This window comes from Streptomyces sp. YIM 98790, assembly GCF_011421595.1.
GTDB lineage: Bacteria > Actinomycetota > Actinomycetes > Streptomycetales > Streptomycetaceae > Streptomyces.
Genome location: NZ_WTLH01000008.1, coordinates 24772 through 49466, shown reverse-complemented (window position 1 = coordinate 49466; position 24695 = coordinate 24772). Strand labels below are relative to the sequence as shown.

Genomic DNA, 24695 nt, shown 5'->3' with positions numbered 1-24695 from the left:
GTCTCACCGGCCGGGCGGCGGAGAGTCGCGGGTGCGTCCGGCCAGGCGGAGGGTCGTCCCGGCGTCCTGGCCCTCCAGGTTCCCTTTGCCGTCCCGGTAGGCGTGGTTGCTGGTCCAGAACACCAGGACGGTCCCGTCGCCGGAGTCCGGGCCGAAGAACAGCGCGTTCCGGCTCAGGGACCAGCCGTTCCCGCCGTCGCGCACAGCAGCGGGATTCCGGAGCGGCGGGTACGCGAAGCGCGTGCGGGCGGGCTGTATCCGTCATGCCGGGAGCGCAGGAACGGAACAGCCCCCGGCACGTCCCCGCCGGGAGCGGTTTCCGCATCCCCCGCGCGAGGGACGGACGGCTCCGCTCCGCCCGGCTCAGCCGCAGCAGCGGCAGCCGTCGGCCTCCGCGTCGTTGTCGTTCTTCGTGGCGGTGGCGGTGGCGGTGGCGGGGGAGGTGGCGGCGGGAGCGCAGCAGCCCTTGCCCTGCCAGGCGTCGCGGCCCTCCTTGACCGCCACGGCGGCGATGACCAGCGCGGCCAGCGGGTCCGCCCACGACCAGCCGAAGGCGGCGTTGAGCACCAGCCCGAGCAGGAGCACGGCGGAGAGGTAGGTGCACAGCAGGGTCTGCCGGGAGTCGGCGACCGCCGAGGCGGAGCCGAGCGCGCGCCCGGCGCGGCGCTGGGCGAAGGAGAGGAACGGCATGACGGCCAGGGACAGGGCGGCCAGGACCATGCCGGGAACGGAGGTCCCGGCCTCCCCGGCGCCGGTCAGCCCGCGTACCGCATCGACGGTGACGTAGGCGGCGAGCACGAAGAAGGAGCAGGCGATGATCCGCAGCGTGGTCCGTTCGCGGGCCTCGCGCAGGGCGTGGTCACGGGTGGAGAACTGCCAGGCGACCGCTGCCGCCGAGGAGACCTCGATGACGGAGTCCAGGCCGAAGCCGATCAGCGCGGCGGAGGAGGCCATGGCACCGGCGACCAGGGCGACCACCGCCTCGATCGCGTTGTAGACGATGGTCAGCGCGACCAGCAGCCGTATCCGGCGGGCCAGCGCCTCGCGCCGACGGGCGGAGGGAGAGGGGGAGGGGGAGGTGGAGGGGGAGGTGGAGGGGCCGAGGGAGACCGAGACCATCAGCAGCAGCCCTCCGACTCCGCCTCGGGGCAGCTCCGGTCGGCCTCGACGGCGACGACGGCGGCCCGCAGGTCGTCCAGGGCGTGGGCCAGGCGCCGGTCGGCGAGTTCGTAGCGGATGCGCCGCCCGTCCGGGACGGTGACCACCAGCCCGCAGTCGCGCAGACAGGCCAGGTGGTTGGACAGCCGGGTCCGGGAGATGCCGAGCGCATCGGCGAGATCGGAGGGGTAGGCGGGGGCCTGGCGCAGGGCGAGCAGCAGCCGGCACCGGATCGGATCGGCCAGCGCCCGCCCGAACCGGGCCAGCACCTCGACATCGGAGGCGAGAGAGGTCGGCATGCGAGGAGAGTACAGCCATCGCTGAATTCATAGCAACATGAATCAATGTCCCTCGCCGCCAGGGCGTGCGCGGGCGCAGAAGGCGCACAGCGAAGCGCGTTGCGCGCGGTGCGCGGCGCACCGGGCAGGGGAGAGGCACGGGGCCGAGTGACGCAGACCCGATGTCACCGCGCCCTCCGACCGGCAACGGGCGGGCGGCCACCGGGTGCCCGTCCAGGAAGGAACTCACCCGTGTCCCACGACACCGCGGCCGGACGACATGGCGCCGGTCCTTCCCCACCCCGTCCAGCGGGCCGGCGGCCGCACCATCCTCGAACTCTGGGTCCCCGCGGAGGAACTGGACGAGTTCGACGCCCACATCATCGGCGAGATCCAGGTCACTCACGCATTCCGCTGACCCGCTGCGGCGACGCCGTCCCTTGCCGTTCCGAGCCCCGGTGTGCGGGACCGGACAGCGGGAGGTGGAACCAGACGGTCTTGCCGCCCGGGGTGCAGCTGTAGCCGAGGACGGCGGTCATCTCGCGCAGCAGCCACAGCCCGCGCCCGCTCTCCGCGTCCCAGCGCGGGACGGTGACCACGGGCACCTCCAGGGAACGGTCGGAGGCGCCGATCCAGATGCAGTCGTTCCGCCTCTCGACCCTCAGACGGCACCAGCGGTCGTCGGTGTGCTTGAGCACGTTGGCGAGCAGTTCCGATGCTCCGAGCCGGGCCACCGCGACCGCTTCGGGGTCGCCGCCCAAGGCCCTGACCGCTTCCGCGACTTCTTTGCGCCACTGCTCAATGGTGGAAGCCTGTACCGTTATGTCCCACGCGTAGCCGTTCCGGCTGGTGACCGACCTCTCCGTCACAGTCATGGGGGCCTCCCGAGGGCATGGCGCTTTCTCCGACTCAGGCGCGCTCAACTCCCCTCCCCGGCGCGACCGCGACCGCGCTCCGTGAGCAGCCGTATCCAGAATGACACCGGAGACGCCAGGTTCGGCCAGGATTCGGAGAATTCTGATCTCAAATTTCTGTGCAACGTACTTCTGTAATGGGGGAGTTGTGTGCGGAATTGGCTCCCCCGCACGCTGGCGCAGAACGTTTCTTGCGGGCGGCGAAAGCGCCCCGTCAGACTGAACGGAGAGAGGACGACCGCGCGTGATCACCGACATCGAGTCCGCGACGCCCGCCCTGTGCCGGCTGCAGCTCGGAAGCGAACTCCGCCGCCTGCGCCTGGCCGCAGGACTGAAGGGCAGCCAGGTCGTCAAGCGGCTGCTGTGGAGTCCTTCCAAGCTCACCCGCCTGGAAACGGGCGAGAACACCACCGTCGAACAGGCGGACGTCATGGCCCTGTGCGAGATGTACGGCGCCGACGCCGAGACCCGTACCCACCTCATGGGATACGCGGCGGTCACCAAGACGAGAAAGGACTGGTGGCAGTCGCCCGAGTACCGCCCGGTGATCAAGCCGGTGTTCAAGGCGTTCCTCGGGCTCGAAGCGACGGCGAGCGCGCTGCACAACTACGAGGCCGAGTTCGTCCCCGGCCTGCTCCAGACCGAGGCGTACGTCCGGACGATCCACCGGGACGCCCACCGGGGCATGCCGGAGGAGGACGTCAACCGGCTGGTCGCCGTCCGCATGGCCCGGCAGGAGGCGCTGCGCAGCAGGCAGCCCCCGCTCCGGTTCACCGCGATCATCAACGAGGCGGTGCTGCTGCGGCGGATCGGCAGCGCCGAACTGATGCGGGAACAGCTGACCCACATGGTGGAGATGGCGGAGGCGCTGCCCAATGTGCGTGTCCAGGTCGTTCCGTTCCGGGCGGGCCGCCACCCCGGCATGAACGGCAGCTTCCACGTGCTGCATTTTCCGGAAGGAGCCGCCCTCAAGTCCATCGTCTATCTGGAGAACCTGGCGGACGCCTGGGTCGGCCGCCAGCAGGCCGATGTGGAGCGCTACGAGGAGGCGTTCACCGATCTGCAAGCCCTTGCCCCGGGACCCCAGGAGTCCCTAGACATGATCAAGAAAGCGATCGAGGAGCACTGACGAGATGACCACCAGCACAGGGACCGGAACCGGCTCTCTCCGCCATGCCGACTGGTTCACCTCCAGCCACAGCAACGATCAAGGCGGTGCCTGCGTCGCCGGGGCGCGGCTGGGCGGGGGCGTGATGGCCGTCCGGGACTCGAAGGACCCCGCCGGCCCGGTCTTCGTCTTCCGGGCACCGGCCTGGAGAGGCTTTGTTGCCGCGATGAAGACCGGGGAGCTCACTCCCTGACGCGGCGGTCGCGACCGGCTGCCGGATTACCGGCAGCCGGTCGCACGGCAGGCAAGCAAAGAAAGGGGAGAAAGAACCGTCCCACCCACCCACCTGGCAAGTGCACCGGCTGCCGCAACGTCGTCCTTCTGGACCCGGGGGCGACCCTGTGTTCCGCCTGCCGGGCGGCGACTCACAGCAGACGCAGCGGGGGCGAGACGCAGGTCACACCTGTTGCTGTCACATCGGCCTCAGCCGTCCGGTCATAGCTGTACAGCCACCGGACAACGGCAGAGGAGCCCCTGATGGATGCTCGTTTGAACCTCTTCGGCAGCCCGACCGCCGGTAAGTTCCTCAAGCACATCGTCTCGGCGGGCAAGGTGGTCTCGGACTCGTCGCTGCCCGCCGCGACACAGGAGCTGGTGAAGATCCGTGCCAGCCAGATCAACGGCTGCGGGTTCTGCACCGACATGCACACCAAGGAGGCCGCCGCGGCCGGGGAGACCTCGGTGCGGCTCCATCTGATCGCGGCCTGGCGGGAGGCCAAGGTCTTCACCGCGGCCGAGCGCGCCGCGCTGGAGCTGACCGAGCAGGGCACCCGCATCGCGGACGGCGCGGGCGGGGTCCCCGACGAGGTGTGGGCGAACGCCGCCAAGCACTACGACGAGGAGCAGCTCGCCGCGCTGGTGTCCCTGATCGCCCTGATCAACACCTTCAACCGGATGAACGTCATCGTCCAGCAGCCCGCCGGCGACTACCGGGTCGGCCAGTTCGGATAGCACCCCCGCCGGGAGGTGACGCGGCCGGGGCCGACCCAGCGGGGGGTGGCCCCGGCCGGCCCGTCGGCCGCGCAGGTCCTGACAAAGCGTGGCCACGGTGTGCCGGATGGTGAGACCGGGCCTGTTCATCCCCTTGCCATACGGGCGTTGCCGTACTTAATAGGAGGTACGGAACGGCGGATCCAGGATGGACGGAGGGGGCGCATGGATCACAGTGGGGTGCCGCCGCCACCGGCGGCGCCGCCGGCACCTCCGGGCCACAACGAAGTCGAACTCAAGGTCAGCAAGCGGGTGCTGTGGGTGGGGGAGGCGGCGTATCCGCTGCACAACATCACCCGGGTCCACAGCTTCGAGCTCAAGCCCAAGCGGTGGGAAGCCTTCACCAGCTTCCTGAAGTGGCTCGCCGCCACGTTCGTGGTGCTACTGCTGCTCGCGCTCATCGTCGAGAGCGCGGACAGCGGGGGATCGTCGTACTACGGCGAGAGAGAGGACAACTCCCTTGACGGCGTGATCGGCTTCGGCGCCGTGGTGGGGATCGTCCTGCTGCTCCGGCTCCTGGTGGCCTGGGCCGTGCCGACCCGGCACGTGCTGGCCGTGGAGACGGCCAGCGGATCGGGGGCGGTGGTGACCCTGCCGAATCCGGAGCAGCTGCGCGGGATCGTCCATTCCCTGGTCGTCGCCATCGACAACCCGGAAGCGGAGTTCCTGGTGCGGGTGGAGCGCTTGCAGGTCAACCCCAGCAATTACCACTTCGGGGACACGGTGAACATCCAGGGCGGCTCGTTCAACACGGGGATCAAGAAGTGAGCGACGGCAACACGCATCACCACTACGGCGACAGCGTCACCATCTACGGCGGGAGCAACAACACCGGCATCGTCAAATACTCATCCCCCGCCCTCCAGGAGGCGGTCACGGAGCTGGTGCGGCTGCTGCAGGAACTGCGCGGCCAGATCCCGCCCGCCGGCGCTCAGGTCGTCGACGACTCCCTGCCGGTGATCGCCTCGGGCGCGAGTGCTCCGCAGGAACGGCACCGGGCCCTGATCGCCGTGGCCACCATCGCGGCCACGGTGGGAGCGGTCGGCCAGCCGGTGGCCGACGCGGTCAACAAGGTGCTGGGCCTGCTGGGCGCCCTGTGACCACCGTTGCGGCCCGCCGGAGAACCGCGCCGCCTCGCCGGAGGGCAGCCGCCGTCCGGTGTGGGCCCGCCAGGAGGGATGGACATCCCCAGCGGGTGGTCAGCGGGTGGCGGTGATGACGGCGGTGTCCAGGTCCTCGGAGGTGGTGATCTCGGCGTTCAGGCCGTGGGCGAGGAAGACGGCGGCGGTCTCGGGGGCCTGGCGGGCGGTGGCCTCGACCAGCAGGTGGCCGCCGGGGGCCAGCCAGGCGGCGGCCTCGGCGGCCAGCCGGCGCTGGAGGTCCAGGCCGTCCGGGCCGCCGTCCAGCGCGGTGCGGGGCTCGTGCAGCCGGGCCTCGGGGGGAAGCAGCGGGATCTCGCCGGTGGGGACGTAGGGGGTGTTGGCGGCGAGGAGGGTGATCCGGCCGCGCAGGTGGGCGGGGAGCGGGGCGAAGAGGTCGCCCTGATGGACCCGGCCGCCCAGCGGGGCGAGGTTGCGGCGGGCGCAGCGCACGGCCGCCGGGTCGACGTCGGCGGCGTGCAGTTCGGCCCCCTCCACGGCGGTGGCGAGCGCCGCGCCCACCGCCCCCGACCCGCAGCACAGGTCCACCACCACGGCGCCCGGTCGGGCGAGCCCGGTGGCGCAGCGGACCAGGAACTCGGTGCGTCGGCGCGGTATGAACACCCCGGGCTCCACGAATATCCGCAGTCCGCAGAAGTCGGCCCAGCCCAGCACGTGTTCCAGCGGCTCGCCGCCGGTCCGGCGGACGATCATCGCCTCCAGCTCGGCAACCGTCCGTGCGGTGGCCAGCAGCAGTTCCGTCTCCTCCTCGGCGAAGACGCATCCCGCCTGCCGCAGCCGGAGGGCCACGGCGGAGCGGAGCAGTGGGGTGGGGGAGAACGTCATGGGATCTTTCGGGCAAAGGGGGCGCAAGGGCGGACGGACACCACCGTACCCGGCGAGCGCGCGGCGTCCACCCCCCTTTCCCCGGCGCAGTCGTGGGGTGTGACGGGCCGGGGACGGCGGGTGAGGGCGGGGAGCCGCCGGGGCTTGGGCCCGGCCGCGGGCTGCGGGGAGCCGGGCGTCCCCGGCGACCACCTTCCGGAGACGCCCGGCGGCTCGGCCGGCCCCGCGGTCAGTCCAGCGGGGGATGGGCGTTGGCGAGCAGGCGCGCGAAGTGCTCCGGGAACCAGTGGCCCCGGTGCGGGGAGCGGGGCAGGGCGTCGGTGGCGTAGCCCCAGCGGTCGACCTGCAGGCACGACCGGTCGGGCAGTATGCCCCGGTCGCGCGGAAGGAGCTCGCCGTCGCTGCCGTCCGACTCGCCCGGGGGCTTGATCCAGGCGTACGCGTCCACCCCGGCCGGGCCGGGGGACGCGGCCGGGCGCTCGCCCAGGCCCGCGCCCGCCTGGTTGCACCACTGGAGGGTGTTGGTGCGGCGGTCGATCCGGCTGCCGTCCACATAGGTGTTGACGTCGTGGGTGACGGGGGAGCCGGCCGGGCGGCCGGGGCCGCCCCAGCCGTTGCGCGAGGTGTCGATGACCATGCCGATGTCCGGGCTGAAGCCCCTGGCGATGAGCGCCTGGCGGAACGCCTGCCCGTAGGAGAGTTCGTCGATATGGCGATTCCAGTCGACCCAGCGCGACTGGTGGACCGGCACGCCGCCCACGACGTCGTGGATGTCGAAGTACGGCTCCTCGGTGGCGCCGTAGTTGGCGGTGTTCACCACAAAGCCGTGCACGTCGTGCACGGTGGCACCGTCGATGGTCGCGGCCAGCACGAACATCTCGGCGAGCGGGGAGAGGTTGTCCTCCCAGCCCATCAGGCCGTGGTGCGAGGCGTCCAGATAGTTGTGGACCTGCGGGAGGTCGCCGAGGCGGTCGAGGGCGTAGGCGATGCCCTGCAGGTAGTCGCCGCCGGCCAGGGCCTGGTCGCACGGGTACGTCGTCCAGGGCCGGGAGCCGGTGTAGGCGACCAGGCTCGACAGTGCCTCCGGCTCGATCACGGCGACCACGTCGAGCGAGGCATAGGCGGGGTCGGCCAGCAGCTCCGCTACCGGGTCGATGAACTCGCTGCGGTAGCGGTGCAGCTCGCCGGACGGCCACTCGCCGTCCGAGTCCAGCCGCCAGCAGGAGCGGTTGGGCAGGCCGTGCAGCACGATCTGTATCAGGTCGGCACCCTGGGCCACCGCTTCGTCCAGGTGGTCCGCCAGGCTCATGGTCCGTCCGGCGAGCACGTCCGGCCCGAAGATGGCGGAGCTGCGCTCCACCCACACAGCGGTGGGCTGCTCGGCGACGGCGGCGCCGCCGGGGACGGAACGGGCGTTGGCCGACCACTCGGGGTTCACATAGAGCCGGGCGCCGTCGTACGGGTTGTCGGCGCGGGCGGCGGGCGGGGGCGGGCTCTCGGCGCCGGCGGCCGGTGCGGCGCCGGTCAGTGCCAGGCCCGGCAGGGCGAGCAGGGCGGCGGCCAGCGCGCCCAGTCCGATGCGGCGTGGCAGGAGGGTCATGCGGCGGCTCTCCTCGGGTACATGCGTGCGGCAGGGGTTCGGGCGGAGGGCATGTACGGGAGCGCTCCCACGCATGAACGTAGCATCGCGGGCGGTGCGCGGGGAGAGGCCCGGCACCGCCCGCGGGGCACGGGACGGGGAAGCAGGACAGCGGGGAAGCGGGACGGTGGGGAAGGGGGGCGGGAAGCGGGAGAACGTGGAGGCGGTCAGTAGGAGATCATCAGCCGCTGTCCGACGTAGATGGTGTACGGCTCGCGGATGCCGTTGGACGCGGCGATGGCCGTCCAGGAGACGCCGTAGCGCTTTCCGATCGCATACAGCGTCTCGCCGGACCGTACGGTGTGCGTCCGGACGCCGCTCGGGGCCAGGGTTCCGTTCTGCACCCAGGTGTAGAGATTGCCCGGGCAGTCGGTGGCCAGGTGGTTGCGGTGGCCGTTGATGGCGGTGGCCGCGCCGCCGAAGGAGCGCAGCCGGGCCACCGCCAGGCGGAAGGCGTCGCGCAGCGCGGCGGTCATGGTGTCGTAGTTGCCGGAGGTGCCGCCGGTCAGGCCGCACACCGCGTACCAGTTCTGGTTGCCCGCGTCGGTGCCGTTGGCCGCGGTGCGATAGCCCTCCCCGCGGCCCTGGAAGACATAGCCGTGCACACAGGTGAGATGGCTGTACGCGATGTCCGCCCAGCCGTTGCCGTCCATGTGCTGGTTCTGGATGCTCCGCACCTGGCCCGCGCAGTTGCTGTGGCTGGACTGCGCGGTGCGGGTGCCGCCGACATGGTGGATGGTCACCCCGCCGTTCTGCGGGGTGATGCTGGTGTTCCGGCTGCGCGGCGCGCGGGCACCCCACTGCGCGCGGGTGACGAAGGTGGCCATGCTCAGAGGTCCTCCCGTCCCGTCAGCGCGCAGTCGACCGTGGCGTTCAGCGGCTCGGCGTAGGCGGTGCGGGCCGCGCCCGGCGGATAGACGGCCTCGGGGTGGTCCGGACGGTTGACGATGGGCAGCTCGGCGGGACCGGTCTCCGGACCGGCGTCGGCGCGGGCCGGTCCGGCGCAGATCGTGGGCAGTGCGGTCGCGCCGCCGGCGACCGCCGCGGCCATCCCGGCGATGCCGAGGAAGCCGCGTCGTGTGGTGTCGGACAACGTCACTCCTCCTGTGGGGGGTGGAGAGACGGGCGGCTCCGTGCCGCGAAACCGCCGGTGCCGCCACGTCACCCTCTTGTTGCGTAGGGTAACGTCGCAAGTGTGATAAAACACGACATATCGCCGCAGTGGCGGCAGGTCCACACGGCAGGAGGGGACGGTGCGCGGGCCGCGGCTCAGCCGCGCAGCGGGGCGGCGGCCGGCCGGTCCTCGTCGGAGGAGCTCTCGCGGACCGCCTCCAGGCCGGCGACCAGACGCTCCAGCAGCAGGGCCAGCAGCGCGTCGTCACCGCTGCCGGGGAGGGACGTCCAGCGTTCGCGCACCCGCTCGTCCAGCCGCTTCCAGCAGTCCTCCCCGCGCGGGGTCAGATACGCCAGGATGCGCCGCCGGTCCAGCGGATCGATCCGGCGGTGCACCAGGCCGTCGTCCACGAGCTGGTCCATCAGCCGGGTGAGGGTGGGCGGCGGCAGCAGCGCGTGCTCGGCGATCGCCGACATCCGGTGTCCCTGCCCGCCTGCGAGCAGGGACATCACCCGCCATGCCTCCACGGTGCAGCCGGACTCGTCGAGCACCTCACGGACCTGGCGGGCGGCGAGCCGCTCGGCCCGGGCCAGCAGCCCGTACAGATTCTGGGGGCGCCGGGCAGACGTCATGACATCTCGCTCCTCGGTCCGGTGGGGCAACCATCGTACAAACCCGCCATCATGGGCCGATGGAGCGCGGTGGGGGAGCACCGGGGCATATGCGGTGGACACAGCGGGCGGCGGCGGACGGCCGCCCGCTGCTGCCGGACGCCGGCGCGCTCCGGGTGGCGCTGGTGATACCCGCCCAGGGGCCCGCCGGGATCTTCGGCCCGGCCTGTGAGCTGTGTGCCGGACTGGCCGCCGAGGAGGTCAACGCGGCCGGCGGTGTGCTGGGCCGCGAGCTGCACCTGGTGCCGGTGGACGGCGGCGGGCCGCCCGGGCGGGTGGCCGACGAGGTGGCCGCCCTGGTCGGCTCCGGCCTGGTGGAGGGCGTCACCGGCTGGCACATCTCCTCGGTCCGGCAGGCCGTGGCGCCGCGCATCGCCGGCCGGGTGCCCTATGTGTATACGGCACTCTACGAGGGCGGCGAACGCACCGAGGGGATCTACCTCACCTCCGAGACACCGGACAGCCAGCTGCTGCCCGCCGTCCGGCTGCTCGCCGCCGAGCTGCGGGTCCGCCGCTGGTTCCTGGTCGGCAACGACTACGTCTGGCCCCGCCGCACCAGCCGGGCCGCGCACCGCTACATCCGCTCGGCCGGCGGCCGGGTCTGCGGCGAGGAGTACGTCCCGCTGGGCAACCGCGACTTCGGGCGGGTGCTGCGCCGGATCGAGACCTCGGACGCCGACGCCGTGCTGATGCTGCTGGTGGGCAGCGACGCGGTGCGCTTCAACCGGGCCTTCGCCGCCCGCGGATTGCACCAGCGCACGCTGCGGCTGTCCACCCTGATGGACGAGAACATGCTGATGGCCAGCGGCGCCCGGGCGACCCAGGGCCTGTACTCCACGGCCGGCTTCTTCGCCTCCCTGGCCACCGCCGACACCCTGGACTTCCACGGCCGCTACACCGCCCGCTACGGTCTCACCGCCCCTGCTCCCGGCAGTCTGGGCGAGTCCTGCTACGAGGGCGTGCTGCTGCTCGCCGCGCTGATCGCACGGGCCGGATCACCCGCCGTGGCGGCCATCGAACGCGCCGCCGACCAGGTGAGTTACGAAGGCGCCCGGGGCCTGCTGCGGCTGACCGGCCGCCATGTGCGGCAGCGGATCTATCTGGCGCAGGCGGACGGCCTGGACTTCTCGGTGGCCGCCGACCTCGACGCGTGGAGCGGCGAACGGGCGTGATACTTCCGAACGGAAGTATTAATGGACGCGAAACCCCGGTGAAACAGCCTGCTTTGAAGCTGTGGGCCATCCCCCGCCGGGCGCCGCCGCCCGGCCGAAGCCCGCACCGTTCCACGCCCCGCCCCGGGGCCAGGAGGTTTCATGTCCACAGCCTCACGACGCGGCCTGGCCGCCCTCGCCCTGGTCATCGCCGGTACCCTCGCCCTCCCCGCCTGCGGCGCCAAGGCCGGCGAGGAGAGCAAAGGCCCCGGGGCCAAGGCGGACATCACCGAGGACACCGTCAAGGTCGGCCTGCTCAACTCGCTCTCCGGCACCATGGCCATCAGCGAGGTCACCGTGCGCGACGCGCTGCTGCTGGCCATCGAGGAGATCAACGAGGACGGCGGCGTGCTGGGCCGTCAGATCGAGCCGATCAGCGAGGACGGGGCCTCCGACTGGCCCACCTTCGCCGAGAAGTCCGAGAAGCTGATCCGCCAGGACGGCGTGGCCGCGGTCTTCGGCTGCTGGACCTCCGCCAGCCGCAAGGCCGTCCTCCCGGTCTTCGAACAGAACAAGGCGCTGCTGTTCTACCCCGTGCAGTACGAGGGGCTGGAGCAGTCGCCGTACATCTTCTACACCGGCGCCACCACCAACCAGCAGATCGTGCCGGCGCTGGACTACCTGGCCGAGGAGGGCGTGGAGTCCCTCTACCTGGTGGGCAGCGACTACGTCTTCCCGCGCACCGCCAACAAGATCATCAAGGCGTATGCCGAGGCCCACGGCATCGAGATCCTCGGCGAGGACTACGCCCCGCTCGGCTCCACCGAATTCGCCACCATCGCCAACAAGGTGGAGTCCTCCGGCGCCGACGCGGTCTTCAACACCCTCAACGGCGACAGCAACGTCGCCTTCTTCAAGGAGTACACCTCCGCGGGGCTGACCGCCGAGACCATGCCGGTGGTCTCGGTGTCCATCGCCGAGGAAGAGGTGAAGTCCATCGGCGCCCAGTATCTGGAGGGCCAGCTGACCTCCTGGAACTACTACCAGACCACCGAGGGCGCGGCGAACGAGCAGTTCGTCTCCGCCTACCAGGCCAAGTACGGCGAGGACAAGCCCACCTCCGACCCGATGGAGGCCGCCTACACCTCCGTCCACCTGTGGAAGGCCATGGTGGAGAAGGCAGGTTCGTTCGACGTGGAGAAGGTCAGGGAGGCCGCCGACGGCATCACCTTCGAGGCCCCCGAGGGGCTGGTGACCATCGACGGCGAGACCCAGCACATCCACAAGACCAACCGCATCGGCAGGATCGGCGCGGACGGACTGATCACCGAGGTCTGGTCCTCCGACGGCCCGATCAAGCCCGACCCCTACCTCAAGGGCTACGACTGGGCCGAGGGCCTGTCCTGACCCCCTGAGCCCTCACCCCCGGCCCCCGGGCCCCTGACCCCTCGCCCCGGCACACCCGAGGCACACCCCCCGCCCGCCCCGGGCACCCGCAGCCCGGGGCGCCGGAACCGGCGACGGTCTCCCCGCCGTCCCCGGCCCGGCGCCCCGGGCCCGTCCGGACCGCCCGGGCCCACCCCCCGACCACTTCCAGGACGACAGGCGCGGCTCATGACCGTCATCCTCAGCCAGTCCTTCACCGGCATCAGCATCGGCGCGGTGCTGCTCCTGATCGCGCTCGGCCTCTCCCTGACCTTCGGACAGATGGGCGTCATCAACATGGCGCACGGGGAGTTCATCATGGCCGGCGCCTACACCACCTATGTGCTCCAGCAGTCCATCGGCGGGGCCGGCACCTCCCTGCTGCTCTCCCTGCCGCTGGCCTTCCTGGTGGCGGGCGCCATGGGCGTGCTGCTGGAGTGGCTCCTCATCCGGCGCCTCTACGCCCGGCCGCTGGACACCCTGCTGGTCACCTGGGGCGTCTCGCTCTTCCTCCAGCAGCTTGCCCGGGACATCTTCGGCGCCCCCAACGTGCAGGTGCGCGCCCCCGAATGGCTCACCGGCAACGTCCGGCTCATCGGCGGCGAACACCCCTTCGGCCTGGCCCACAACCGGATCTTCATCCTGGCGCTGGCGCTGACCGCGCTCGTCTCCCTGGCCCTCACCCTGCGCGTCTCCCCGCTCGGCCGGCGCATCCGCGCCGTGGTGCAGCACCGGGACCTGGCGGAGGCGTCCGGCATCGCCACCGCCCGGGTGGACAGGGTGACCTTCTTCATCGGCTCCGGACTGGCCGGACTGGCCGGGGTCGCCCTCACCCTGGTCGGCCCGATCGGGCCCACCATGGGCACCAACCTGATCATCGACGCCTTCCTGGTGGTCGTCGTCGGCGGCATCGGACGGCTGCGCGGAGCCGTCATCGCCGCCTTCGCGCTCGGCGTGATGCAGGCCGTGGTGGAGTACTCCACCACCGTCTCGGTCGCCAAGGTCGCCGTGCTGGTCGGCATCGTCGCCTTCCTCCAGTGGCGCCCCCAGGGCATCTCCACCCTCCGCACCCGGAGCCTCGTATGACCGCAGCCACCACATCCGACACAGCGACCGCAGAGTCCCCGGCCCCCGCGGCCACTGCCCCCCACGGGCGCGGCGGCGGCAGAGGCGGCGGCAACGGGAAGAGGAACGGCGGCACGGCCCCGGCCGGCCGGCTCGCCCGCTGGCGGGCGCCGCTCGGCTTCGCCCTCGGTGCCCTGCTGCTGTTCGGGGTCGCCCCCGCCGTGCTCGGCGACTTCCGGCTCGGCCTGCTCGCCAAGTACCTGTGCTTCGCCATCGTCGCCGTCGGCATCAGCCTCGCCTGGGGCCGCGGCGGCATGCTCACCCTCGGCCAGGGCCTGTTCTTCGGCCTGGGCGGCTACGCCATGGCCATGCACATGAAGCTCGCCGACGCCGGCCCCGGCCGGCTCCCCGACTTCATGCTGCTCTACGGCGACTCCGACACCCTGCCCTGGTGGTGGGTGCCCTTCGCCAGTCCGGTCCTCGCCCTGGCCGCGGTGGTGCTGCTGCCCGCCGCCCTGGCCGCGCTGATCGGCTGGTTCGTCTTCCGCCGCCGGGTGCGCGGCGCCTACTTCGCCATCCTCAGCCAGGCACTGGCCCTGGCCTTCTCGCTGCTGCTCATCGGACAGCAGGCCACCACCGGCGGCACCAACGGCCTGACCAACTTCCAGGGATTCTTCGGGTACTCGCTGCTCGACCCGGTCAACAAGCGGCTGGTGTACTTCCTGATCGCCGGGGTGCTGCTGGGCCTGATGGCCCTCACCCGGCAGATCTTCCTCAGCCGCTACGGCGAACTGCTGGTCGCCGTCCGTGACTCCGAGGAACGCGTCCGCTTCCTCGGTTACGACCCGGCCCTGGTCAAGCTCGGCGCGTATGTCTACTCGGCGGTGATGGCCGGCCTGGCCGGGGCCCTGTTCGTGCCCGCGGTGGGCATCATCTCCCCGGCCCTGATCGGGATCGTGCCCTCCATCGAGTTCCTCATCGGCGCCGCCATCGGCGGACGCGCCAGCCTGGTCGGTGCCGCGCTCGGCGCCATCGCCGTGGCCTGGGCGCAGACCACGCTCTCCGAGGAGTTCCCGGCCGGCTGGACCTACTTCCAGGCGCTGCTGTTCATCGTGGTGGTCGCCTTCCTGCCCGGCGGCCTGGCCTCGCTGGGCAGGCTGCTGCCGCGGCTGCGCCGCCCCGCCCGGACCGCCGCCCCGGACCCGCCCGCCCCGGACCCGCCCGCCCCGTCGGCCGGGCAGGCCGGGCCCGCCACCGCCGCGAAGGAGACCGGCGCATGACGACCGACCACCGCCTCCAGAGCCTGGAGATCACCGATCTGCGGGTGAGCTTCGACGGCTTCCGCGCCGTCGACGGGGTCAGCCTGCGGGTCGGCCCGGGCGACCTGCGCTTCCTCATCGGCCCCAACGGAGCCGGCAAGACCACCCTGGTCGACGCGGTCACGGGACTGGTCCGGGCCGCCGGATCGGTGCGCTTCGGCGGCAACGAACTGCTCGGCCGCCCGGTGCACCGCATCGCCCGCCTCGGCATCGGCCGCACCTTCCAGACCGCCACCGTCTTCGAGAACCTCACCGTGCTGCAGAACCTGGACATCGCGGCCGGCGCCCGCCGCCCGCTGCACACCCTGCTGCGCCGGCGGCGGGCCGTCCCCGAGGAGGTGGACCGCGCGCTGGAGACCATCGGCCTGACCGCCGACCGGGACCGCCCGGCCGGCACCCTGGCACACGGCAGGAAGCAGTGGCTGGAGATCGGCATGCTGCTGGTCCAGGACGTGCAGCTGCTGCTGCTCGACGAACCCGTGGCCGGCATGAGCCACGAGGAACGCGAGGCCACCGGTGACCTGCTGCGCCGCATCGGCGGCGACCGCACCGTGGTGGTGATCGAGCACGACATGGACTTCCTGCGCGCCTTCGCCTCCTCCGTCACCGTGCTGCACGCCGGGCGGGTGCTCAGCGAGGGCACGGTGGCAAAGGTGCAGGCCGACCCGCGGGTGCAGGAGGTCTACCTGGGACAGCCGCCCGGGACCGTCCCGGACACCCTTGCCGCCGCCACGCCCGGCGTCACGCCGCGGGCCGCGACGGCCGCCGGAGCAGCGGAGGCATGATGCTGGACATCGACGGACTGACCACCGGCTACGGCCGCTCCACCGTGCTGCACGGAGTCTCCCTCACCGTGCCCGCCGGCGGCGTGGCCGCGGTGCTCGGGCACAACGGCGCCGGCAAGTCGACCCTGCTGCGCGCCGCGGTCGGGCTGCTGAAGCCGCAGCGCGGCACCATCCGGTTCGACGGCGAGGACATCTCCCGGCTCCCCGCCCACCAGCGGGTGCGGCGCGGCATGGCCTACGTGCCGCAGGGGCAGCAGAGCTTCCCGCAGCTCACCACCCTGGAGAACCTGCGGCTGGTGGCCGACGGCCACCGGGGCGGCCGGGCCGCCATGGCGGAGACGCTGGACCTCTTCCCGGTGCTGCGGGAGCTGTCCGGCCGCCCGGCCGGGCTGCTCTCCGGCGGGCAGCGGCAGCAGCTGGCCATCGCACGGGCGCTGATCACCCGGCCGAAACTGCTGCTGCTGGACGAGCCCACCGAGGGCATCCAGCCCTCGGTCGTCGCCGAGATCCAGCAGACCGTGCTGGACCTGACGGCCGGCGGGTCGCTCTCGGTGCTGCTGGTGGAGCAGCATGTGCACTTCGCGCTCCGCGCCGCCGCCCGCTACTCCGTGCTGGAGGCCGGGCGGGTCACCTCCTCGGGCGCCAACGACGAGGGCGCGGCGGAGCGGGTCCGGGAGGCGCTCAGCGTGTGAGACCCCGGCCGCCCGGCGGTCCCTTCCGGGGGGCGGAGGGGACAACCGGGCGGCCGGCGCGGGGACCGGCCGCGGCGGCTGAGGACCGGGCCGGCCCCCGCACCCCCGCGCCCGCGCCCCGAGGGGCGCAGACGGCGACGGTCCCCGGGGGAATGCCCCGGGGACCGTCGCGTGGCGGCGGGATCAGCCGCCGGAGCCGCCGGCGGTCTCCTCGGCCTCGGCGATGTGCTCGTCGGCGGCCGGGTCCGGCTTCTCGGGCTTCTCCTCCTCCGCCTCCTCCTCGGGCTTGCAGACGACCTCGTCGCGCGGGGTGTAGTGGGTCTTGTAGGTCTCCCGCTTGACCTCGGCGCCGTCGTTGCGGAACACCCGGTCCACGGAGATGTCGAAGCCCTCCAGCGGCGGCTGCGGCACGCACTCCTCGTCGGTGTTCACCCGGGTCTCCGGCTCCACCACCTTGGTGCGCGGCCCGGTCACCGCCTCCACCTCGTCGTACTTCCTGGTGCCCAGGAAGGTGATGGTCACCGAGGAGTCCGTGGAGCTCGCCAGGATGTAGACGGAGTTCCCCGAGTCGTTCTCCCAGCGGTTGTCCAGGTGGCCCCAGGCCACCGTGGCCTCCCGGCCCTCCGGGTAGCGCTCGATGTAGAACGAGTGCGCTCCGTATTCCACCGGCTTCACCCCGGCGAAGAACACCGCGTTGAACATGGTGGTGGCGACCGCCGAGACGCCCCCGCCCTGCGCCTTCTGGTAGCGGTCGTCGAGGATGATCACGCCCTCCACGAAGCCGTTGGCCGCGGTGCGCTCGCCGACCGTCTCGTTGAAGCTCCACACCTCGCCCGGCTTCACCAGCGAGCCGTTGATCAGCTCCGCGGCCCGGCCGATGTTGGTGATCCGGTAGGGCGCCGGGTCGAAGTAGACCGTGAAGGAGGACATCTTCTCGGTGATGCCCAGCTCGTCCAGGTTGTCCGCGCTCAGCTCGGGCTCGACCTCGGTGACCGGCGCCGGGGCCGAGCGGTCCGCCCCCGTCCTGGTCAGCAGCGGCAGCACGGTACCGGCCAGCTTCCCGGTGTCCACCGTCCGGCCCGGCGTGCCGTCCTGGACCACCGTGACCGCGTCGCCGTCCAGCCCCAGCACCGCGTTCACCGGCTCGGTGGACGCCTCCGCGATCGCCCCGGCCACGGCCTCGTCCTCGGCCAGCCCTTCGCCGTCCAGCACCGGCTCCAGCGTGCCGGTCTCGTCCGGCTCCATGTCCAGATGCGCACCGATGGCGGCGGGGGAGAGGGATATCAGGGAGTCCCCGGCGGTCAGCACCACGGGCCCGGACATCGCCGGCTCGGCGAACTCCGTCATCGCCCGCCGCACCTCGGCGGCGTCGGTGCGCGGCTCGGCCGCGGTGACCGGCAGCTCCACGGCCTCGCCGGCGGGGGTGCGCAGATAGCCGTCGCGCAGCGCGTCGACCGAGTTCTCCACGTCAAGGGTGGTGCCGCCCCTGGGCTCGACGGCCTCGGGCCGGCCGTCCTTGAAGACGATGTCGCCCTCGACCAGGTCGGTGCCGCTCTCCTCGGCCACGGTGTTGAGCGCCTCGGTGGCCTTGCCGCGGTCGACGGCCACCACCGGCTCCAGCTCGCCGCCCCCGGCGCCGAACAGGCGGGCCAGCGGGCCGGGGCGCTCCGCCTGGCGCACGGTCTGCTCGAAGTCCAGTTCCAGTCCCGCCGCCACCGGGTCCACCTCGAAGGTTCCGTCCCCGGCTTCCCCGGCTTCCCCGGTCTCCGCAGCCGTCCCGGTGTCCTGCCCGCTGTCCTGCCCGGTGTCCTGCTGGGGACCGACCCGGACCTTCAGCGGTTCCTCCAGCCGGGACGCCAGCTCCTCGGACAGCCGGTCCTCGGCCGCCTCCGGGGTGAGGCCGCCGATGTCCACGCCCAGCACCGTGGTGCCCTCCGCCACGGTGTCACCGCTCACGGTGAGCGAGCCCAGGAAGACGCCGCCCAGGCCCAGTGCCAGCGCGCCGCCGACCAGTGCCGGTTTGGGGAGGGAGGTGAGGCGTTCCCGGAGGGAGGAGGAGGGCCTGCGCCGGTCTGTGCGGGGAGGCCGGGCGGGCGGCGGCGGTATGTGACTCACGGAAGAGGAACTCCTCGGATGCGGCGTCTGCGCGGCGCCAGAACCTGGCGGCCGGCATCTGGGAAGGGTAGCAAAACAGTGTTCGATACCTGAATGGCGTATTCGTAATATTCCGTGTGAAACGGGCAGGGTCGCGGACGATCCGTAACACCGCCGTAGCAGTGGCACGGCTCCGGGCGCCCTATGATCTTCGTAACACTCTTCGCCGGGCGGAAGTCCTCCGAATCCGGTCACCGGTGCGCGCCCTCGCACCGTGTGCCCCGGCCCCGACCACCTCCGTCCGGCTCTCCGCGCACACCGCGCCCATGACGCATACGACGGCTCGGCAGAGCCTTCCCTCGCCGTGCCCGCAGGGTGCGGAGCGAACAGTGTGAACAGAACATCGAGCGACTTGAAAGGCGGCCCACATGGCACACCGCGTACGCGTCTGGCTCAACCGCACGTACGCGGAGAACGTCTTCTTCATCGATCAGTTGCGCGATAATCCGCAGGGCCGGCCCGTGACCGTCCACGCCAGCCACACCGACCCGGACTCGCCGGTGCTGATGGCGGCCGACACCGCGGCCCTGGAGCCCGAGGAACTCTCCCCGGCCGGATACGTCGAATACGCCCTCGACCAGTGCCACCGCAACGGGATCGACGTGTTCGTCCCCCGCTGGCACCAGGGCGTCATCGCCGCCCACCGCGCCGAGTTCGAGGCCCTCGGCACCGCCCTGCTCACCCCGCCCGCCGAGGCCATCAGGGCCTTCGAGGACAAGGACGCCGCCTACCGCAGCGCCGCCGCCGCCGGACTGCCGGTGCCGCCGTGGTGGCGGGTGACCGGCGTCGACGGGCTGCTCGCCGCGGTCGACGCGATCGAGGCCGAGGGGGGCAAGGCCTGCTTCAAGCCCGCGTCCGGAGCGGGCGGGGAGGGCTTCCGGATCATCACCCGCACGCCCTTCTCCCTCCTCCACCTCACCGGCTATCCCAGCTCCTATGTGCCGCTGGACCTGGTGGTGCAGGCCCTGGGGCAGACCGGGCGGCCCGTGGACTGGCTGGTCATGCCGCGGCTGGACGAGCCCGAGGTGTCCGTGGACTGCCTGACCGGGCCGGACGGCCGGGCCCGGCTGGCCGCCGGCCGGACGAAGAAGGGCCGCCGCCGGGGCTTCACCCTGCACCCGGCCTGGGTGGAGCCGGCCCGGAGACTGGTGGAGACCTTCGCCGTGCACCATCTGAGCAATGTCCAGTTCCGGATGTACCGGGGGGAGCCGGTGCTCCTCGACATCAACACCCGCCCGGCCGGCGGCCTGCACCAGCTCTCCCGGTGCGGGGTCAACGTGCCGTGGGCGGCCCTGCGGCTGGCGCTGGGCGAGGAGCCCGGCGATCTCACGCCGGAGCGGCTGGGCGCCGACTACGCCACGGTGCACACCCCGCGGCCGGTGCTGCCCCGCTCGCTGCCCGTGCAGCGCACGGCCGCCGCCGCCAACGCCGCGGGAACCGCCGGGCCCGCCGAGGCCCCGGTCATGGGCACCGCCGTCTGAGACCCCCGCTCCGGCGGTGTCCGGCCCCGCCCCCGTCCGGGGCCGGACACCGCCCGCCGGAACCCGCCACCGGCCGCCCCACCGGGCGGTATAAAGGCACCGTGCCCTCGGACGCCCCCTCTCCCGCCCCTTCTCCCGCCGCCTCCGGCCCGCCCCGGCCCGTCACGCTCGAACAGGTCGCCCGGGTCGCCGGGGTGTCCCGGGCCACCGTCTCCCGGGTGATCAACGGGGAGCCCACGGTCGCCCCGGAACTGCGGAAGGTGGTCGAGCGGGCGATCGCCGAGACCCGCTATGTGCCGAACCGCGCCGCCCGGTCCCTGGTCACCCGCCGCACCGACTCCGTGGCCCTGGTCATCTCCGAGCGCGAGCAGCGGGAGGTGACCGGGCCGTTCGTCGGGCGGATGTTCACCGACCCCTACTTCGGGCGGGTGGTCACCGGCCTGCTGGGCGTGCTGCGCCCGCGCGGTGTGCAGATGATGCTGATGCTGACCGACGACGAGACCTCCCGCGAGCAGCTCATCGGCTACCTCCAGCAGGGCCACGTCGACGGCGTGGTGCTGATCTCCTCGCACGCCGAGGACCCGCTTCCCGGCCGGCTGGCCGAGACCGGCCTGCCGGTGGTGCTGGCCGGCCGCCCGGCCTCCGCGGTGCCGGTCACCTATGTGGACCTGGACCAGTTCACCGGCGCCCGGATGGCCGCCGACCACCTGGCGGCGGGCGGGCGGCGCCGGGTCGTCACCATCGCGGGGCCGCTGGACATGCCCGCCGGGCAGGAGCGGCTGGCCGGCTTCCGTACCGCCATGGCCGCCCACGGCCAGCCGGATGTGCCCTGGGCGGAGGGGGACTTCACCCAGCAGTCGGGCACCGACTGCATGCGCCGGCTGATCGCTGACCACCCCGGCCTGGACGCCGTCTTCGCCGCCTCCGACCTGATGGCGGTGGGCGCGCTGGCCGCCCTGCACCGGCTGGGCCGCCGGGTCCCCGAGGACGTGGCCGTGGTCGGCTTCGACGACAACGCCGTGGCCGTCGCCTGCGACCCGCCGCTGACCACGGTCCGCCAGCCGGTGGAGGAGATGGCCGCGGAAATGGCCCGGCTGCTGCTGCGCCGCATCTCGTCCGGCGAGGGCCTGCCGCCCTCCGTGGTCTTCCATCCCACCCTGATCACCCGCGCCAGTGCCTGAGAGTCGTCCCGCACGGGTCGCCCGCACGGGTCGCCCGCACGGGTCGTCCCGCACGCGTGGCGGGTGTGTGCCGGCACCCGCCGCGGGCCCGGCCCGGTCACGGGAGGAGGGGTGGCGGGGTGCCCGGCGGGCACCCCGCCACCCCTCGGGGCGGTCAGCCGGTCACTGGTAGACGCGGACGTAGTCGATCAGCATGCGCTGCGGGAAGACGGTGCCGGTGTCCGGCGGGCCGGGCCAGTCGCCGCCCACCGCGCTGTTGAGGATCAGGAAGAACTCGCCGTCGTAGACCCAGGGGCCGACGCTGGTCTCCAGTTCCTCCCGGTCCACGGTGTGGACCACGTGGCCGTCCACGGTGAAGACCATGCCCCTGCTGTTCCAGTCCAGGGCGAAGACGTGGAAGTCCTGGTCGAACCGGGCGCCGCCGGGGAGGTCGTAGGAGGAGCCGTGGCCGCCGGCGCCGAAGTAGGCCGGGGCGTGCAGGGTGGAGTGGGTGCGGCCCGGCTCCGAGCCGATGTGCTCCATGATGTCGATCTCCCCGCAGTACGGCCACGGCCTTCCCTCGTCGAAGAAGGACGAGCCGAGCATCCAGAACGCCGGCCAGTGGCCCTGGGTGCTGGAGACCTTGATGCGCGCCTCCACCCGGCCGTAGGTGAAGTCGAACCTGCCGTGGGTGTTGATGCGGCCGGAGGTGTACTGGCAGGTGGTGCTGCCGGAGAGCGGATCGCGCGGGCAGGTGGTCCCCGGGGTCACCTCGCGGCGGGCCTCGATGACGAGGTTGCCGTCGCCGTCGTGCCGGGCGTTCTCGTTCTCGGTGTAGTACTGGAGTTCGTTGTTCTGGCCGACGCCCGAGTCGGCGGTCCACTTGGACTGGTCCGGGATGGTGCCGGCGGGGGCGTCGAACTCGTCGCTCCAGACGAGTTCCAGGGGCTCGGCCGGGTCGGGCGGCAGAGGCGGCGGGGCCACCGGGTCGCCGCCGGTGCCGTAGACCTGGAACTCCCACAGGGAGTAGCCGTAGGGCGTGGCGCGTTCCGTGCCGTACATCCGCACATGGCGGCCGGTGGCGGAGAGGGCGATGGTCTCCTTCATGCCGCGGCCGTCGGAGGTCTGGTGGACGCTCCGCCAGGTCCGGCCGTCGTCCGAGACCTCGATCCGGTACGAGCGGGCGTACGCCGGGTCCCACTGGAGCACGACCTTGGAGATCCGGGCGGGAGCGCCCAGGTCCACGGCGATCCAGCCGGGGTCGGTCCAGCCGGTCTCCGCCGCCGTGGCCCAGCGGCTGGCCGGGTCGCTGTCCAGCGCCTTGTCCGGGCCGCACAGCCAGCAGGCCGAGTCGTGCTGGGAGCTGGAGGCGGTGCCGGGCTTGCCGTGGGACAGGAGCCGTTCGTCACCGGGCCCGGTGCCTCCGTCGTCGGCGTAGACCTCGAACTCCCAGAGCGAGAAGCCCCACGGGGTGGCACGCTCGGTTCCGTACATCCGGACGTAGCGGCCGGTGCCCGTGACGTCGAGGGTCTCGGTGCCGCCGGTTCCGGTGCCGGTCTGGTGCAGGGTGGTCCAGGTCCGGGCGTCGCCGGAGATCTCGATGCGGTAGCCGCGGGCGTGGGCGGTCTCCCAGCGCAGGGTGATGCCGGTGACGGCGGCCGGGGCGCCGAGGTCCACCTGGAGCCACTGGTTGTCCGCGAAGGAACTGGACCAGCGGGTGCCGGGGTCGCCGTCCACGGCGGCCGAGGGCGGGAAGGCCGCGTTCTCCTGGGAGGAGGCGGTGGCGGTGCTGCCCTCGGCCACGTTCACCGGTGCGGCCGAGGAGGTCCCGGCGGTCAGCGGGGTGAGGCCGAGGGCGGCGACCAGGGCGGCGAGGCCGGCCGCGAGCAGGCGCGGGCGTCGCCGTCTGCGCCGTGCGGCGGGGAGGCGGCCCGGTGCCGGTGTGGTCACCGGCGGGGTGCTGTGCATGATCTCGTCCTGGTCCTTTCGGGTGCGGGGGGTTCGGGCGGGGGTGGTGGCGGGAGCCGGCCGGGGTCAGGGGCGGCCGTCGGTGCCGCACTTGATGACGGGGTTGATGCAGTCGCGCACCCGGCGCTCCATCTCGGCCTCCGGCCAGGCGTTGAAGAAGTCGCCGTGCATGGTGTGGCCGGGGCCGGAGGCCAGCCGCAGACCGGACGGGTCGCCGTTCACCGGGTAGCGCAGCACCTGGCGCAGCTTGGGCACCGGCACCGGATGGGTGTCCGGGCAGCGGCCGTTCACCGGATACGCCATGTGGCTCTTGTGGTCCGGCGAGTCCAGATCGGTGCCGTTCCAGCACTGCGGGAAGTCGAGGTAGGACTCCAGCATGGTGCCGGGCGGGCAGGTCACGAAGTCCTTGGAGGGCGGGACGTGGCCGGCGTGCAGGCAGGACCAGCGGGCCCTGACGTCGGGGTCGTCCGGGCCGGTGGCGCGGGCGTCGCCGGCCACGATCTTCAGGCCCAGCGGCATCGGCCGGATCCGGGCGGTGACGTCGGGGTGCACGCCCTCGCCGAGGTAGTAGAAGGTCGCGCCGGCGGGCTCCACCGGCCGGTCGCCGTCGTACAGGGTCGGGACCCAGTAGGCGGAGACGTCGATCGCCGGATCACAGGTGGAGTCGGACGCCACCAGATCCGCCAGCGAGGTGTGGGCGTTGGTGACCCGGCTGCCGAAGAAGCTGTGCATATGGGAACCGCCGGGGTTGCCGGGCGCCACGATCGGGTCGTCGGGCAGGCGGTGGCTGAAGTCGCACTCGGCGAGGAACTCGGCGACCCGGACGATGTCGGCGGGGTCCGCCTGCGGGGCGGAGGCGGACGTCCCGGGGGCGGTCCGGGCGCTGGCGCTGCCGAACACGGCCTGGCCCAGGGCCAGCAGAGCGGCGGTCAGGGCAGCGGCCAGGGCCCGGCGGCGGAGCCGGGTGCGGCGGGCGCGGCGTGGCCGCGGGGAATCCTGCGGTGCGGCGGACGGCGGGGACAGGGACATGGGCGAGCTCTCCTTCGCGGTGGGGGGTACGCCATCCCGGACGGCTCGCGATCGCGAAGTGCGAGCGGGCCGGCACCGGGGCGGCTCGGCGAACGGGAAGATCCATCAGAGAGCGCTCTCTCGACCGGAACATAGGTATGGGCCCTGTGGGCGTCAACCCGCCGCGTTCAGTCCCGGAACTCGGCGGGGGGTTCCGGCTCCTCCGGGGGCCTCGTCGGGGAGCGCTCTCTCGGTGACGTTTCGGCAAAATGTCGAGCTGGTCGCCGTGATCGGCGCTCCGCGTCCGGTGGGGCGCCCCGCGAGGCCGAACCCCTGGTGGGCCCGGCTGTCCGGGGCGCCCGAGAGGATGCGGGCGGATGCTGAGTGACCTGCGGTGATGAGGGGCCGGGGAGAGCTTCCGGGCGGGCCGGCCGGGGTGTCGTTGATGCGTACGCGTCGGGTTGATTTTGGTTGTTGAAGCTTGATCGCCACAGGGAGCGCTCTCTGAGAAGTTTCCGCGTGATGTCTTGACGACTCGGCCGGGCGAGAGTTGACTGCGCTGCCAGCACC

Annotated in this window: 26 protein-coding genes; 14 read left to right on the top strand and 12 right to left on the bottom strand. The window is 72.5% G+C overall.

Translation table 11 applies throughout. From position 1 onward, the window contains the following. Positions 1–3: 3 nt before the first annotated feature. The 3 genes from GQS09_RS02910 to GQS09_RS02900 form a co-directional block, all read right to left on the bottom strand. Positions 4–204 carry a hypothetical protein gene (locus GQS09_RS02910; protein WP_165984370.1) on the bottom strand — a complete coding sequence of 67 codons (201 nt, stop codon included), beginning with the start codon at positions 202–204 and terminating at the stop codon, positions 4–6. Positions 205–363: 159 nt separating this feature from the next. Further along, positions 364–1119: a cation transporter gene (locus GQS09_RS02905; RefSeq protein WP_165984369.1), complete on the bottom strand. Its 756-nt coding sequence runs from the start codon at positions 1117–1119 to the stop codon at positions 364–366. Next, complete coding sequence (locus tag GQS09_RS02900) at positions 1119–1457, bottom strand: helix-turn-helix transcriptional regulator (RefSeq protein ID WP_165984368.1); 339 nt, start codon at positions 1455–1457, stop codon at positions 1119–1121. Before GQS09_RS02900 ends, GQS09_RS02905 begins: the two co-directional genes overlap by 1 nt. 259 nt (positions 1458–1716) lie before the next feature. Here GQS09_RS02900 and GQS09_RS02895 point away from each other — a divergent pair, with 259 nt between their 5' ends. Next, on the top strand, positions 1717–1854 hold the full coding sequence (locus GQS09_RS02895) for a hypothetical protein (protein WP_165984329.1): 138 nt from the start codon (positions 1717–1719) through the stop codon (positions 1852–1854). Here the strand turns inward: GQS09_RS02895 and GQS09_RS02890 are convergent. Beyond that, positions 1835–2311 carry an ATP-binding protein gene (locus tag GQS09_RS02890; protein ID WP_165984367.1) on the bottom strand — a complete coding sequence of 159 codons (477 nt, stop codon included), beginning with the start codon at positions 2309–2311 and terminating at the stop codon, positions 1835–1837. The two genes, GQS09_RS02895 and GQS09_RS02890, sit on opposite strands and share 20 nt — an antisense overlap. Positions 2312–2594: 283 nt before the next feature. Here GQS09_RS02890 and GQS09_RS02885 point away from each other — a divergent pair, with 283 nt between their 5' ends. The 5 genes from GQS09_RS02885 to GQS09_RS02865 all read left to right on the top strand — a co-directional run bounded on the left by GQS09_RS02885 (position 2595) and on the right by GQS09_RS02865 (position 5608). Next, positions 2595–3479 carry a helix-turn-helix transcriptional regulator gene (locus GQS09_RS02885; protein ID WP_165984366.1) on the top strand — a complete coding sequence of 295 codons (885 nt, stop codon included), beginning with the start codon at positions 2595–2597 and terminating at the stop codon, positions 3477–3479. A 4-nt stretch (positions 3480–3483) separates the two neighbouring features. Beyond that, positions 3484–3711, top strand: a complete 228-nt coding sequence (locus GQS09_RS02880) for a DUF397 domain-containing protein (RefSeq protein ID WP_165984365.1) — start codon at positions 3484–3486, stop codon at positions 3709–3711. A 284-nt stretch (positions 3712–3995) separates the two neighbouring features. Beyond that, positions 3996–4469 (top strand): carboxymuconolactone decarboxylase family protein, encoded by a 474-nt coding sequence (locus GQS09_RS02875; protein WP_165984364.1) that lies wholly within the window; start codon positions 3996–3998, stop codon positions 4467–4469. A gap of 204 nt (positions 4470–4673) precedes the next feature. Further along, entirely contained in the window at positions 4674–5276 is a 603-nt protein-coding gene (locus tag GQS09_RS02870) for a DUF6232 family protein (RefSeq protein WP_243761064.1), read from the top strand. After that, entirely contained in the window at positions 5273–5608 is a 336-nt protein-coding gene (locus GQS09_RS02865) for a hypothetical protein (RefSeq protein ID WP_165984363.1), read from the top strand. Before GQS09_RS02870 ends, GQS09_RS02865 begins: the two co-directional genes overlap by 4 nt. Before the next feature lie 99 nt (positions 5609–5707). On the opposite strand, the gene GQS09_RS02860 is transcribed toward GQS09_RS02865, so the two are convergent. The 5 genes from GQS09_RS02860 to GQS09_RS02840 form a co-directional block, all read right to left on the bottom strand. Next, positions 5708–6493, bottom strand: coding sequence for a putative protein N(5)-glutamine methyltransferase (locus GQS09_RS02860; RefSeq protein ID WP_165984362.1), 786 nt, complete (start codon positions 6491–6493; stop codon positions 5708–5710). Between the two features lie 229 nt (positions 6494–6722). Further along, positions 6723–8093 (bottom strand): glycoside hydrolase family 6 protein, encoded by a 1371-nt coding sequence (locus GQS09_RS02855; RefSeq protein ID WP_165984361.1) that lies wholly within the window; start codon positions 8091–8093, stop codon positions 6723–6725. 206 nt (positions 8094–8299) lie between these two features. Beyond that, on the bottom strand, positions 8300–8959 hold the full coding sequence (locus GQS09_RS02850) for a LysM peptidoglycan-binding domain-containing protein (protein WP_165984360.1): 660 nt from the start codon (positions 8957–8959) through the stop codon (positions 8300–8302). A 2-nt stretch (positions 8960–8961) separates the two neighbouring features. Then, entirely contained in the window at positions 8962–9225 is a 264-nt protein-coding gene (locus GQS09_RS02845) for a twin-arginine translocation signal domain-containing protein (RefSeq protein WP_243761063.1), read from the bottom strand. 176 nt (positions 9226–9401) lie between these two features. Continuing rightward, positions 9402–9878, bottom strand: coding sequence for a MarR family winged helix-turn-helix transcriptional regulator (locus GQS09_RS02840; RefSeq protein WP_165984359.1), 477 nt, complete (start codon positions 9876–9878; stop codon positions 9402–9404). An 89-nt stretch (positions 9879–9967) separates the two neighbouring features. Between GQS09_RS02840 and GQS09_RS02835 the strand changes: the two genes are divergently transcribed. From GQS09_RS02835 to urtE, 6 genes are all read left to right on the top strand, one after another. Continuing rightward, positions 9968–11089, top strand: coding sequence for a substrate-binding domain-containing protein (locus GQS09_RS02835; RefSeq protein ID WP_165984358.1), 1122 nt, complete (start codon positions 9968–9970; stop codon positions 11087–11089). 141 nt (positions 11090–11230) lie between these two features. Continuing rightward, positions 11231–12475, top strand: a complete 1245-nt coding sequence (gene urtA, locus GQS09_RS02830; protein WP_165984357.1) for an urea ABC transporter substrate-binding protein — start codon at positions 11231–11233, stop codon at positions 12473–12475. A 207-nt stretch (positions 12476–12682) separates the two neighbouring features. Then, the gene (gene urtB / locus GQS09_RS02825) at positions 12683–13579 is read left to right on the top strand and encodes an urea ABC transporter permease subunit UrtB (protein ID WP_165984356.1); all 897 of its coding nucleotides are present in this window, start codon (positions 12683–12685) and stop codon (positions 13577–13579) included. Then, the gene (urtC, locus tag GQS09_RS02820) at positions 13576–14838 is read left to right on the top strand and encodes an urea ABC transporter permease subunit UrtC (protein ID WP_165984355.1); all 1263 of its coding nucleotides are present in this window, start codon (positions 13576–13578) and stop codon (positions 14836–14838) included. The genes urtB and urtC overlap by 4 nt, the downstream gene beginning before the upstream one ends. Continuing rightward, positions 14835–15662: an urea ABC transporter ATP-binding protein UrtD gene (gene urtD, locus GQS09_RS02815; protein WP_165984354.1), complete on the top strand. Its 828-nt coding sequence runs from the start codon at positions 14835–14837 to the stop codon at positions 15660–15662. The genes urtC and urtD overlap by 4 nt, the downstream gene beginning before the upstream one ends. Continuing rightward, the gene (gene urtE / locus GQS09_RS02810) at positions 15662–16354 is read left to right on the top strand and encodes an urea ABC transporter ATP-binding subunit UrtE (protein ID WP_165984389.1); all 693 of its coding nucleotides are present in this window, start codon (positions 15662–15664) and stop codon (positions 16352–16354) included. Before urtD ends, urtE begins: the two co-directional genes overlap by 1 nt. A gap of 183 nt (positions 16355–16537) precedes the next feature. Here urtE and GQS09_RS02805 read toward each other — a convergent pair whose 3' ends face one another. Further along, positions 16538–18460 carry a VanW family protein gene (locus GQS09_RS02805; protein WP_399552387.1) on the bottom strand — a complete coding sequence of 641 codons (1923 nt, stop codon included), beginning with the start codon at positions 18458–18460 and terminating at the stop codon, positions 16538–16540. 416 nt (positions 18461–18876) lie between these two features. On the opposite strand from GQS09_RS02805, the gene GQS09_RS02800 reads away from it, so the two are divergent. After that, a complete protein-coding gene (locus tag GQS09_RS02800; RefSeq protein WP_165984352.1) occupies positions 18877–19989 on the top strand; it encodes an ATP-grasp domain-containing protein in 1113 nt (370 codons plus the stop codon). Positions 19990–20090: 101 nt separating this feature from the next. Next, the gene (locus GQS09_RS02795) at positions 20091–21170 is read left to right on the top strand and encodes a LacI family DNA-binding transcriptional regulator (protein ID WP_165984351.1); all 1080 of its coding nucleotides are present in this window, start codon (positions 20091–20093) and stop codon (positions 21168–21170) included. A 162-nt stretch (positions 21171–21332) separates the two neighbouring features. Here the strand turns inward: GQS09_RS02795 and GQS09_RS02790 are convergent, their stop codons facing one another. Together GQS09_RS02790 and GQS09_RS02785 are read right to left on the bottom strand one after the other, a co-directional pair. Then, a complete protein-coding gene (locus GQS09_RS02790) occupies positions 21333–23117 on the bottom strand; it encodes a discoidin domain-containing protein (RefSeq protein ID WP_165984350.1) in 1785 nt (594 codons plus the stop codon). Between the two features lie 66 nt (positions 23118–23183). After that, positions 23184–24146 carry a DUF1996 domain-containing protein gene (locus GQS09_RS02785; protein WP_165984349.1) on the bottom strand — a complete coding sequence of 321 codons (963 nt, stop codon included), beginning with the start codon at positions 24144–24146 and terminating at the stop codon, positions 23184–23186. Between the last annotated feature and the right edge of the window lie 549 nt (positions 24147–24695).